Origin of the sequence: Corynebacterium sp. HMSC059E07 (genome assembly GCF_001814395.1) — a bacterium.
In the GTDB taxonomy this organism is placed as follows: Bacteria; Actinomycetota; Actinomycetes; order Mycobacteriales; family Mycobacteriaceae; genus Corynebacterium; species Corynebacterium hesseae.
On record NZ_KV816324.1, the window covers coordinates 1 to 11,412 of the forward strand.

An 11,412-nucleotide genomic window follows, 5' to 3' on the forward strand; every position below is an offset into this window, starting at 1 on the left:
GGTCGATGAGGTGCTCACCGCCAAGTGGATTACTTCACTTATGGATGACCTGCGCGAAATCCCTGGTCACGTGCTTGCAGGCCTGGCCGGCCGCGTCCAGGCGCTGCACGACAAGTACGCCGTCGCGCTGACCGACCTCGACGTGAAGATTCGCGAGACGGAGCAAGAGCTGGCAGGCCTACTGAGCGGGCTTACCGGCAACGCCGCCGACATGCAGGCCCTGGCTGCACTCCAGGAGCTGCTGGGCGGTGGTCGCGATGCATAGTCACAACGTGCCCGCACTGCGCCTGGAGGGCTTCGATGGTGAGTGGGAATTGAAAGCCATTGGAGACCTCAGCGAAAGGACTTACGGTGGCGGTACGCCATCTAGCGATGAACCGGGCTACTGGTCCGGGGACATCCCTTGGATTCAATCCTCTGATGTTGCGGAGCAGGGGGTCGCCCCGGTCGCCCCTCGTAAGCACATCACCGAGGAAGCTATTTCACGCTCTGCTGCTATGCAGATTCCTGCCGACTCTGTTGCAGTCGTCACTCGTGTTGGCGTTGGCAAGGTCTCTTTTATGCCGTTCCCTTACGCCACCAGCCAGGACTTTGTATCGCTATCAGACCTTTCCGGTGACCCTGAATACATCGCTCTTACTGTTAAGCGGCGTATGGAGGGACTCGCTGACCAGCTGCAGGGTAGCACCATCAAAGGTATCACGAAGACTGAGCTGTTCAATCAGGCTGTTTATTTCCCGCCCGCTCTCGAAGAACAGTAGGCCATCGGCGCTATCTTCACCAACCTCGACGATGCCATCAACCAGCACACCAAGAAGCACCAGGCCCTGCAGCAGGCCAAAACTGCTCTCATGCAACGGATGTTCCCGCAGGAGGAGGGGCAGACGGTGCCGGAGTTGCGGCTGGAGGGCTTCGACGGTGAGTGGAAGACGACAACACTGGGTGAACTCGGCTCGTTCAAGTCAGGCGTCGGATTCCCGGAACGTGAACAAGGCGGGGAAGCAGGCCTACCTTTCTACAAGGTATCGGACCTCTCCGCACCAGGGAATGAGCTGCAACTGCGCTCCGCCAACCACTATGTGACGGAGGAACAGATTGTTCGTAATCACTGGGTGCCTGTAACAGCTGTACCTGCGATTCTGTTCGCCAAGGTTGGTGCTGCTGTCTTCCTAGGGCGCAAAAGACTCGCTACCGATACATTCCTCCTCGACAACAATCTCATGGCGTTTTCCTTGGACACCAAATCTTGGGATGTTCAGTTTGCCGATACCTACCTCAAGACGGTGGACCTGACCCGATTCACTCAGAGCGGTGCTTTGCCGTCACTGAACGCCCGTCACTTGGCAGAGGCGGCGGCTACCATTCCACCCACCCTTGAAGAACAACAGGCCATCGGTGCAGTGTTCACACGGCTGGACACGCTCATTGCTACCGAGGCCAAGTACATCGAGTCCCTTAAGCAGGCCAAGGCGGCGCTGCTGCAACGGATGTTCATCTAAGGAGCAGCTATGACCACACCATTTCGTTCTGAGGCTGAGTTCGAGGCGGTACTCATCGACCTGCTAACCCGCCACGGCTGGAGCAAGGAGTTGCTGCGCTTCCCGACAGAGCAGCAGCTCATCGACAACTGGGCGAACATTCTTTACGCCAACAACCGGGGCCGTAACCTGCTTGGCGACGTGCCGCTCACCGAGGGCGAGATGGCGCAAATCATCGAGCAGGTCAACAACCTGCGTACGCCGCTGGCGCTCAACGAGTTCATCAACGGTAGCACCGTGACCATTACCCGAGATGCACCGCAGGCCGCCAACTTCGGCTCTGAGGTTAGCCTGAAAATCTACGATCGCCTAGAGATTGCCGGTGGCCAGTCGCGCTACCAGATTGCCGTCCAGCCGCGCTTCCAGACCGCCAATGAGCTGCTGCCCACCCGACGTGGCGACTTGATGCTGCTCATCAACGGTATGCCGGTCTTCCACATCGAGCTGAAGCGCTCCGGCGTGCCGGTCTCCCAAGGTGCGAACCAGATAGCCAAGTACGCCCACGAGGGCGTCTACCAGGGAATCTTCTCACTGGTGCAAATCTTCGTCGCCATGACCCCAGAAGAGACGATCTACTTCGCCAACCCGGGCGCAGGCAAGTTCAACCCGGACTACTTCTTCCACTGGGCAGACTTCAACAACGAGCCGCGAATCCGGGCTATCTGGAGCGCTGGGTCGTGCGCGCGGATGAAGTTAACCCGGACGGCGACGTCGCGCTGTCGCAGCAGGCGGTCGACGAGTTCGTGATGGCGCCGTGCGTCCGCTGCGGTTCGGAGCTGCTCAAGCCGGACGTCGTCTACTTCGGCGAGCCGGTTCCGGTGGAGCGGCGGGACGCCGCGCGTGCGCTGCTTGCGGACTCGCGCTCGCTGCTTGTCGCCGGTTCGTCGCTCGCCGTGATGAGTGGCTATCGCTTCATGCTCGACGCGCTCAAGCAGGGCAAAGAGGTCTCTGTGGTGAACGGCGGCCCCGGACGCGGCGACCCGAAGGCGACGACGCTGTGGCGCACGCAGGTAGCGCCGGCTTTTGATGAGCTACTGGATCTGCTTGATGTGTAAGGCTGGGGTACGGCAGGCCTAAAGCTTCTCGAAGTACATGACTGCGGTGTCGGTGTTTTTCTCTGGTGCCGGGGGATCGGTCTGCTTGCCTCGCCACAGGGGGCTGATGCCTGGCATGAACCAGGCGAGCAGGGCAACGAGAACCGCGATGACGATGGCGGCGGGAGTTGCATATTCGAGCGGCACGAACCAGTATCCGGCCGCGCACAAGGCGATGATGATGCAGACCCACAAGGGGACTAGGACGCCGAGGTTGAGCCGCCGCGTGGCGCGGTATTCGGCCCAGTCTTCGCCGGGGAAGCGAGTGCGCGCTTCGGAGCGAATCCGACGCGCGGTCTTGTGCTGTTGCAGCACCGAGGCGATGAGGGTGAAGGCCACGCCGGCGCCTGCAACGAGCATGTCTGCGGTGACGGCTCCATAAGCTGCAATCGCGAGCGCGAGAGACAGCGCAAGGCGCTCGGAGACGCTGAGAGGTAGCCCACGCGTGGGGTCTACGTCGGGATACAGATTTTTGAAGGCGCTGGTAGACGACGATGTCATGACCGAATGAGGGTGTCCTTTGTTGGGGGTTGCTTACCTAATCTAGGTTAGTATAGCCTATACAAAACTGCTTAGGTATGTGTAGCCTAACTTCTGATTCTTTTTGTTCATCGCATCAATACTTCATGAGGACTCTCTCCGTGATTCTCCGTCGAATATTGGGCACTCTTGCTGCCAGTACTCTCATCGCACTCCCTTCGGTCGCGCTCAACGCTCCTGTCGCCTCGGCTGCCGGCACTTGCTCCTGGAATTGGGGCATTAAGCAGTCCTACCGAAGCTATATCCAAGGCCAAGTCGCCAAGGGCCAGTGGGAAACGGACGGCATTGGTTTTACCGGTTCCGAAACCGGCGCAGACGGTGCTTTTACCTTCACTCCGGGCAAGGCTTCCGTAAACGGCGATACCGTCACCGTCCCCTTCGGCGGCGTCATCCACTTCACTGGACACAACTACGGCGGCGACGATCTGTTGGATATGACGCTGACAGACTGGCAGATTCAGGCCTCCGGCAACCGGGCGGCGATCGTGGTGGATTACGTCTCTTATGAATCTGACATGGTGGATAAGTCCGCACGCGGCCCGCAGATTACCGGCGATAACGTGGTCATCGCGGGGATCGATCTAGATCAACCCGTCGACGCGTCCGCGCACACGCTCGACCTTTCCGGCGACGTCACGCTCACCGACGAAGGACACAAACTCTTCATTGCCTATGAGTCGGGACAGTCGATGGACCCCTCGTCAGGGACCGTGGCCACGGATGGCAGCTGCGGCGGGTCCTCTGGCGGTTCAGGCAGCGGTTCGAAGTCCTTGGGGACAATCTCGGGCACGTTTACTGGTCGCAATGCAGAAGCCATGGCGATTCTGAAGGAAACGAACGACACCATGAATGGCCTGACCACCTTCATGGGCAACACGGAGTCCTTCCTAGACCAGCTAGAATCCTTCCGTTCTCGCACGGAAGCCGCCACGGGCACGACCACCAGCACTACCACTAGCACCACGAGTGGTTCAGGCGCGTCGGGAGCCAACACTTCGGGCACCGCGAGCCCTTCGGGTGCTTCGGGTAGTACTTCGAGCACTTCGGGTAGTACTTCGGGCAGTACTTCGGGTACTTCCGGCACTACTGGTGCTACTGGAACCACAAGAACCGCGCGGCCACAGGACCCCGGGTCCGCGGCTAGTGATGGGCAGTCAGAAACCTGCGTAGCCACGGGCGTGCAGGCTGCGACCGCCGAGTGGGGTGTCAAGAAGTCCTTCCAGTCGTATATCACCGGCTCCATCGCCAAGGGCGCCTGGACGCTCGACGGCGTAGGGTACGACAACTCGCGTTTCCAGTTCACGGGCACCGGCGGAGATGTGGATACTGCGGCGCAGTCAGGTTCCATCCGCTACGGCGGCGCTATGCATTTTACCGGCCACAACGGAGTCCTCGATCTCAATATCGCGAACCTGGAAGTCCGGTTCAACGGGACGAGCGGTCAACTCATCGCCGACGTGCGTTCCTCCAACATGGAGGGCGAGCGCAAGGACTTTGGACGCACGGTGCTCGGAGACGTGTCGTTTAGCCTGCTCGACGTGAGTGACTCCGCCGTCGACGGCGAAGCCACCGTCACGCTGACCGCAGCGGGCAATGATGCGTTCGCGAATTTCTATGAGCCGGGCACGACCCTTGATCCGCTTTCGTTGCATGCACAACTTGGCGGATCCGGGGACTGCGCCGGGGCGAGCGGAACTACGGCACACACTGGTGCGGCGACGACCTCCGGCGGTCAGAGCGCTGCGGCGGCAAAGCGGGCGGCATCGGAAAGCTCTGCGGGAGACGGCCCGCAGGCCGCGGCCGGCACGAGCACGTCTGGTTATGAAGACGGCAGCGGCAACTTCCAGATCAAGAAGGCCGCGGCCGCGGGCTCCTCGCCGGAGGCGAGCACGTGGCTCCTGCTGCTTATCGCAGGCCTCGCCATCGCCGGCGGTTCCATGGGCTCCGTCGTCCTGCGCAACCCGGCGTAGCGCACCCCTTGTTACCCAAGACTTGAGAAAGGATACGTTTCGCATGAAACGACTTTTGGTGGCGTTGGCGTGTGTCTTCGCCCTCACAGGGTGCGGCGTCCAAGGCGCCTATGAATCCCAAGACGCGCAGCTGCGCGACGCCCTCCCAGACGCGCAGTCGGCCAAAGACCCGCGCTCGTTTACGGGTGTGTCGAATGTGACGGACTTCGAGGATGTCGTCGCGGTGGCGGAGTCGCCTACTCCCGCGCTGCCGGTAGAGCTCACGGATGCTGACGGCTACGACGTCTCCGTTACGGATGTGTCCCGAATCGTGGCATTGGATCTCTACGGTACGTATACGAAAACCCTCGAGGGCCTAGGGCTTACGGACAATATCGTGGGTCGCACGGTGTCGTCGACGGAAAACGCTATCGCCGATCGCCCCGTCGTGACCCAGGGCGGACACAACATCAACGTGGAAGCCGTGCTCGAACTCCGGCCCACGCTGGTCATCGTCGATCATTCGATCGGCCCACGCGACGCCATCGACCAGATTCGCGCCGCAGGGGTGACCACCGTGGTCATGGAGCCGAAACGCACCATTGACTCGGTGGCCGAGGACATCACAAACCTGGCCGCGGTCGTGGGTCTGCCAGACGAAGGCGAAACGCTGGCCAACCGCTCCGTCGAAGAAATCGAAAAAGATAAGGCGGCCATCGCAGACATCGTGCCGGAGGAGCCAATGCGCATGGCGTTCCTCTACGCGCGCGGCAACGGCGGCATCTTCTTCATCATGGGAGAAGGCACGGGTGCCAAGGACCTCATTGAGGGTGTGGGCGGCGTAGACCTCGGCACCGAATACCACCTCTCTTACGCCGAACCTGCCAACGCCGAATCTTTGGCAAAGATTAACCCTGAGGTCATCATCATGATGACGGGCGGCCTGGAGTCGACCGGCGGCGTCGAAGGCCTCCTCGAGCGCCCCGGCATTGCACAAACCACCGCGGGCCAAAAGCAGCGGATCGTGACCATCCCAGACGGGCAATCGCTCGCCTTCGGGCCCTTGACCGGACAGACCCTTCTCAAACTTGCGCAGGCAATCTATGACCCAGACAATGCTTAAACCGGCGGCCCCCACGGAGGTTTTCGCTCGGCGCTCCCGCCTGCGGGTTGGTGTATTCGTATCGCTTGGGGTGCTGCTTGGTGTCGCCTTCATCCTGTCGCTTGCGCTGGGGCAGTACTACGTCGCGCTGGGTGACTTGGTGCAGATTATGGCCGCGGGCCCTGGCGGTGGCTTGACGGCCAACGTCGTGTGGCAGATCCGCCTGCCGCGCATTCTGCTCGGTTTCTTGGTCGGCGCGTGCTTGGGAGTGGCGGGCACGCTCATGCAGGCCGTGTTCGCCAACCCGCTGGCTGAGCCCTCCATCGTGGGCGTGACCTCCGGTGCCGGTGTAGGCGCGGCCGTGGTAATCGTCTTTAATATCTCCGTCCTGGGTACCTTCACGGTGCCGCTCGCGGCGTTTGCTACGGCGCTGCTGGTTACCGCGCTGATCTACCAGTTGGCGCGCTCACGAGGGCGTGTGGCGGTGGTCAATCTGATCCTGACCGGCATTGCTATCAACGCGGTGTGCAACGCCATCATCTCCTTCATGATGTACCTGGCGCCTACCGCGAACCGCGAGCAAATCATCTTTTGGCAAATGGGTTCGCTCAACGGTTCCCAGTGGAAACACGTGTGGGTGGGCCTCCCCATCGCCCTCCTCGGGATGGCCATTGCGCTGCGTCTTGGCCGCCAGCTAGATGTGCTCGCGCTGGGCGAGCGCGCCGCGGAACACACTGGCGTCGACGTCAAGCGACTGCGCATTATCGCCATCGCTGCCTCGGCGATCCTTACCGCCGGCGCAGTTGCTTTCGCCGGACTTATTGGGTTCGTCGGCCTTATCGTGCCGCACCTGCTGCGTACGATCATCGGCCCAGAAAACAGGGTCTTGCTGCCGGCCTCTGCGGTGGCGGGCGCCGTACTCATTGGCTTTGCCGACGTCGCTGCGCGCACGCTCATTCCTTTCGCCGACCTTCCCATCGGTATCTTTACCGCGCTCGTGGGTGGCCCCACCTTCTTCGTGCTGTTGCGCCGGATGATGAAGAAGGGAATGCATTGATGATTAACGTTGCGAATCTTTCCGTTTCGATCGGCGAGCGGAACCTGCTTTCCGATGTCTCCTTTGTCGCCCGCCCAGGGGAGGTCACCGGCCTCATCGGCCCGAATGGTGCGGGCAAGTCCACGCTGCTGGCGGCCATCGCCGGCGATATTGATTACACCGGTTCCGTTTCCCTCGTGGGGCAGGATCCGGCGGTGTCCTCCCCAGGGGCGTTGGCCCGTGCGCGTGCGGTGATGCTGCAGGACGTTACTGTGTCCTTCCAGTTTCTCGTGCGTGATGTAGTGGCCATGGGCCGGCGCCCTTGGGAGGGCACCGCCAGGCAGGCCGAGGACGCCGCGATCATCGACGCAGCGCTTGCGGCGGTGGATGCGACGCACTTGGCCGGCCGCGATATTGCCACGCTCTCTGGCGGGGAGCGTGCGCGTGTGGCGTTGGCCCGTGTACTGGCGCAGCAGACCCCGGTGATTCTTCTCGATGAGCCGACTGCGGCGCTGGACATCCGCCACCAAGAACAAGTCTTGGGATTGGTGCGCTCGATCGCGGCGCAGGCTGGAGTGGCGGTGCTGGTGGTACTCCACGATTTGGGCGCCGCTGCGGCCTATTGCGATCACATCGTGTGCCTAGCAGACGGGGCAGTTGCCGCCGCCGGCCCGGTGCGCGAGGTCTACACCGACGAGATTTTGTCGCAGGTCTATCGCTGGCCCATCCAGGTGAGCAAGGCAGACGGCCACATCTCAGTCCATCCCGCGCGATGTCAGGTCGCCGATCCCGAGCAGTCTTTTGTCGATCTACTTAAGGAGTCTTAACTCATGCGTATTGTCTCTTCTTCTCTCGCGCTGGCGCTGACCGCCTCGGCGCTGACCGTTCCGGCAGCCTTTGCTGCCGATGCCCCCACCTGCGCCCCTGGCCAGACCCTGGAGACCCGCATTGTCTCCGGAACTGTGAATTGGGGCATCAAGGAATCTTTCCGCAACTACATCACCGGCCCCATCGCGAGGGGTGGGTGGACCACGTCCGGCGCGGTAACGCAGGACGAGGGTAACAAAGGCGGAGCAGACTTTCAGTTCCACTTCGAGGTGGATCCTTCTGCGTCCTCGGTGAGCCTGGGCGAAGACGGCACCGTCACGAAAGCCGATATTCGAACCAAGGATTCGACGCTGGAGTTTGAGGGCCACCACGGTGCGCTGTACACCAAGATGCTCTCGCCTTATGTCCTCACGGAGGCAGGGCAGGCAAAGGCGGGCACGTCCTACGAGGGCTACTACGTGCCGGGCAAGGGCATGACGGAATACACCCCGGAGGACCGCACGGAAGAAAACAAGAAGTCGGGCACGGATACCTTCGCTGAGGGCAATGCCGCATGGTCGAAGGACGGCGATATGCTCACGCTGAATGCGACCGACGTGACGTACAAGCCGAAGGCGGGTACCTACTACGATCGCGAGTCGAAGATCCAGCACATCGAGGGTATCGACGTGATCTTCATGGGCATGTACAACGAGAGCTACAAGCCGGAACTTGATGATGCACAGGTGACCTTGAAGACCGCGTCCGAGTGTGTGGGTCCTGCCGATGAGGGCACCGAGACCACCCCAGGGGAGCAGGACGAGCCGGGCCGCGACGAGCAGGGCAAGGACCAGGCAGGAGACCAAGGAAAGACTCCTGAGAAGGACCCAGAGAAGAAGCCGGAAAAGGGGCGGGATCAGAACCAAGGCGGCACGGATAACAAGGGCGAAGAAGGCTCTTCTTTTTCCAACGTGTGGAATATCGTGTTGGCGCTGACCGCTCTGGGCGGCATGTTTGCGGTCATCGGCGGCGCCATCGTGCAGTCCGGCGTTCTTAATCCCCTGCTGGCGCGCCTGCGTTAGCGAACCTGCACGGGTCTATTCCGAGTCGGCGTGACCCGCGTTGGCAAGGGCGTGGCTTTGGGCGTCGTGAGGATTGTCCAGGGTGGGGGAGAGCTGTTTGAGCACCGTGCGCACGATGGCGCGCACGCGCTTGTCCATGGGCATATCCATGTGTGAGACGACGGCGCGTTTGTCGACGTCTTGCACATAGACATTGCGCACCGTTCCGTCGGGAGTGTCGCCGGGATCCAAGAAACAGGTTTCCGGCGGCACGACGATGGAGTCTTGCTTAGTGGCCACGCACGTGTAGCTCACACCGGGGGCCAGGTCACCGTTGCGGTTGAGCTCCTCCAGCGTCGCGCTGCCCACGATTTGTTCCATGCCGGCTGGGCCGAAGTAAGCGTCGATGATGGAGCGCATGACGTGTTCTTGGCGGCGGCTGGAAATCAACGAGCTGACGATTCCACCTTGGGTGGTGCCGTGGTTGGGCGCCGACAGGCAGATGATGTGGCGCACGCGGTCCACCGCATCGTGGTTATGCATCCAGTAGCGGGCGACGATACCGACTTGAGAGTGTCCGATGAGCACGACCTGTTCCGCGCCGGTGACGGCTTGGACCGCGTCGATATACGCGCCGACCTGATCGGCGGAGGCGGCGATGGGGCCGGTGGCGCGGGCGCCATAGTCCGGTGCGAACACGGTCCAGCCGTCCTCGCGCAGCTCGGAGCCGAGCAGCTGCCATACGCCTTTCGTATCCGTCGTCCCGTGGATGAGAATGATGGGCCATGGGTGGTCTTCATCCGGGCGCGCTGCCCAGTCGTCTTCGAAAACGCCGCGTGGCTTCAGGCGTGCGCCGAGCGGTAGCGATGCCAGGCGTGCCGCGGTCTCTGCCTCGTGGTCGTCGCCTGCGGACCCGCGTGGATGGCGAAAGTCGAGGTCGAAGAAGCTGCGGCGCTCGGCACGCAATAGCTCGGCGATTTCGTCGGCCACTTCCTCGCGCAAGGCGTTAGCGGGCGCAGGGGTGGTAATGCCGTGGCGCGGAGAGTCTGAAGCTTGTTCCGCCGCCGGTGTCTCCGGCAGGCCTTCGGTGGCGTCGTAGCTGACGGAAGGGGGAGTCGGGTCTGAACGCCAGAACCGCCCGAGTCCCTCGGAGATGAGGGTTTCGAGTTCTTTGAGCGGTTCTTTGAACGAATCTGTTGCCATAACTCTCATCCTATTTCGTGCCGCGATACATTAATTTTTCGGAATTATTAGTGGTAACGGTGATATTTCGCGGGATCGCGGGAGAAAGTTCTCGTTCCCCCTTGACCATCCAACTAAAGGTTTATAAACTAAGCCTTGCCTAATCACGGGCGGTTGCTTACTAGGAAGGTCGCGCTCCACTTCCTTCTCACGGTAAGTGCCGAAAGATTAGTCATGGGGAGAAGGCCCGTCAGCGCGCAGCTGACGGGCCTTCGTTTATCTCTGGAAGTGGTAGTTGGGGGACGAGCCCAAATTCCGGCGCCTACCGGCGTGCTCGCGAGCTTTCGCTACGTCTTTTCTTCCCCCGCGCGCCTGCGCATGGAAGTCTTCGGCGGCCTCGCCGTCGCCCTCGCGCTTATCCCCGAGGTCTTAAGCTTTTCGATCCTGGCGGGGCTGGATCCACGCGTTGGACTCTTCGCGTCCGTCATCATGGCAATCTCCATCTCCTTTACTGGTGGTCGTCCTGCCATGATCTCCGCCGCGGCCGGCTCGGTCGCGTTGGTCATTGCTCCCTTGTCTGCCTCCCACGGTCTGCAGTACGTCCTCGCGGCGGTGCTGCTGGCGGGAGTCCTGCAGATCGTTCTCGCTTTCCTCGGGGTCGCCAAGCTCATGCGTTTTGTCCCGCGCTCCGTTATGACTGGCTTCGTCAACGCGTTGGGCATCATGATGTTTACCGCGCAGCTGCCGCACCTCATGCACGTCCCGTGGATCGTCTATCCCCTCGTGGCGCTCGGTGTGGTCATCATGCTTCTGTGGCCGAGGCTCACGGAGGTCGTCCCCGCCCCGCTCATCACGATCCTCGTCATCACAGTGCTCGTCGTCGTCTTCCGCTGGGACATTCCGGACGTCGCGGACCAAGGCGAGCTACCCACGAGCCTGCCGGGCTTCGTTTTCCCTGACGTGCCGCTCACGCTCGACACGCTCACGCTCATCGGCCCGTACGCGGTAGGCGTGGCCCTCGTCGGCCTCATGGAGTCGCTGCTCACAGCCAAACTTGTCGACGACATTACGGGCTCTTCCGGTTTCGGGGTGCGTAGCGGGGT

11 protein-coding genes and 2 pseudogenes are annotated in these 11,412 nt (G+C 61.6%); 11 read left to right on the forward strand and 2 right to left on the reverse strand.

Annotated features, from left to right (window positions below; all coding sequences use genetic code 11):
* The 5 genes and pseudogenes from HMPREF2967_RS07865 to HMPREF2967_RS07880 form a co-directional block, all read left to right on the forward strand.
* A pseudogene (locus tag HMPREF2967_RS07865) lies at positions 1 to 265 on the forward strand (type I restriction-modification system subunit M); the annotation flags it as partial.
* Between the two features lie 7 nt (positions 266 to 272).
* Positions 273 to 761: a restriction endonuclease subunit S gene (locus HMPREF2967_RS13445; RefSeq protein ID WP_232748495.1), complete on the forward strand. Its 489-nt coding sequence runs from the start codon at positions 273 to 275 to the stop codon at positions 759 to 761.
* A gap of 90 nt (positions 762 to 851) precedes the next feature.
* The gene (locus HMPREF2967_RS13450) at positions 852 to 1,499 is read left to right on the forward strand and encodes a restriction endonuclease subunit S (RefSeq protein ID WP_227485839.1); all 648 of its coding nucleotides are present in this window, start codon (positions 852 to 854) and stop codon (positions 1,497 to 1,499) included.
* Between the two features lie 9 nt (positions 1,500 to 1,508).
* The gene (locus tag HMPREF2967_RS07875) at positions 1,509 to 2,285 is read left to right on the forward strand and encodes a type I restriction endonuclease (protein WP_070524725.1); all 777 of its coding nucleotides are present in this window, start codon (positions 1,509 to 1,511) and stop codon (positions 2,283 to 2,285) included.
* Positions 2,183 to 2,593 (forward strand): annotated as a pseudogene (locus HMPREF2967_RS07880) (Sir2 family NAD-dependent protein deacetylase); the annotation flags it as partial. The gene HMPREF2967_RS07875 and the pseudogene HMPREF2967_RS07880, both read left to right, overlap by 103 nt.
* 18 nt (positions 2,594 to 2,611) lie before the next feature.
* Here HMPREF2967_RS07880 and HMPREF2967_RS07885 read toward each other — a convergent pair.
* Positions 2,612 to 3,133, reverse strand: a complete 522-nt coding sequence (locus HMPREF2967_RS07885; protein ID WP_070524723.1) for a hypothetical protein — start codon at positions 3,131 to 3,133, stop codon at positions 2,612 to 2,614.
* Between the two features lie 125 nt (positions 3,134 to 3,258).
* On the opposite strand from HMPREF2967_RS07885, the gene HMPREF2967_RS07890 reads away from it, so the two are divergent.
* Genes HMPREF2967_RS07890 through HMPREF2967_RS07910 form a run of 5 tightly spaced genes read left to right on the forward strand, consistent with a single transcriptional unit; the run spans position 3,259 to position 9,148 of the window.
* Positions 3,259 to 5,142, forward strand: a complete 1,884-nt coding sequence (locus tag HMPREF2967_RS07890; protein ID WP_070524721.1) for an HtaA domain-containing protein — start codon at positions 3,259 to 3,261, stop codon at positions 5,140 to 5,142.
* 43 nt (positions 5,143 to 5,185) lie between these two features.
* A complete protein-coding gene (locus HMPREF2967_RS07895; RefSeq protein ID WP_070532438.1) occupies positions 5,186 to 6,244 on the forward strand; it encodes a heme/hemin ABC transporter substrate-binding protein in 1,059 nt (352 codons plus the stop codon).
* Positions 6,237 to 7,280 (forward strand): FecCD family ABC transporter permease, encoded by a 1,044-nt coding sequence (locus tag HMPREF2967_RS07900; protein ID WP_180963883.1) that lies wholly within the window; start codon positions 6,237 to 6,239, stop codon positions 7,278 to 7,280. Before HMPREF2967_RS07895 ends, HMPREF2967_RS07900 begins: the two co-directional genes overlap by 8 nt.
* Positions 7,280 to 8,086 carry a heme ABC transporter ATP-binding protein gene (locus tag HMPREF2967_RS07905; RefSeq protein ID WP_070564966.1) on the forward strand — a complete coding sequence of 269 codons (807 nt, stop codon included), beginning with the start codon at positions 7,280 to 7,282 and terminating at the stop codon, positions 8,084 to 8,086. The genes HMPREF2967_RS07900 and HMPREF2967_RS07905 overlap by 1 nt, the downstream gene beginning before the upstream one ends.
* A gap of 3 nt (positions 8,087 to 8,089) precedes the next feature.
* The gene (locus HMPREF2967_RS07910; RefSeq protein ID WP_070524713.1) at positions 8,090 to 9,148 is read left to right on the forward strand and encodes an HtaA domain-containing protein; all 1,059 of its coding nucleotides are present in this window, start codon (positions 8,090 to 8,092) and stop codon (positions 9,146 to 9,148) included.
* Between the two features lie 15 nt (positions 9,149 to 9,163).
* On the opposite strand, the gene HMPREF2967_RS07915 is transcribed toward HMPREF2967_RS07910, so the two are convergent.
* Positions 9,164 to 10,339 (reverse strand): esterase/lipase family protein, encoded by a 1,176-nt coding sequence (locus HMPREF2967_RS07915; protein WP_070685944.1) that lies wholly within the window; start codon positions 10,337 to 10,339, stop codon positions 9,164 to 9,166.
* A gap of 348 nt (positions 10,340 to 10,687) precedes the next feature.
* On the opposite strand from HMPREF2967_RS07915, the gene HMPREF2967_RS07920 reads away from it, so the two are divergent.
* Positions 10,688 to 11,412 (forward strand): SulP family inorganic anion transporter (locus HMPREF2967_RS07920; RefSeq protein ID WP_255365854.1); only part of this gene is annotated, 725 nt, incomplete at its 3' end.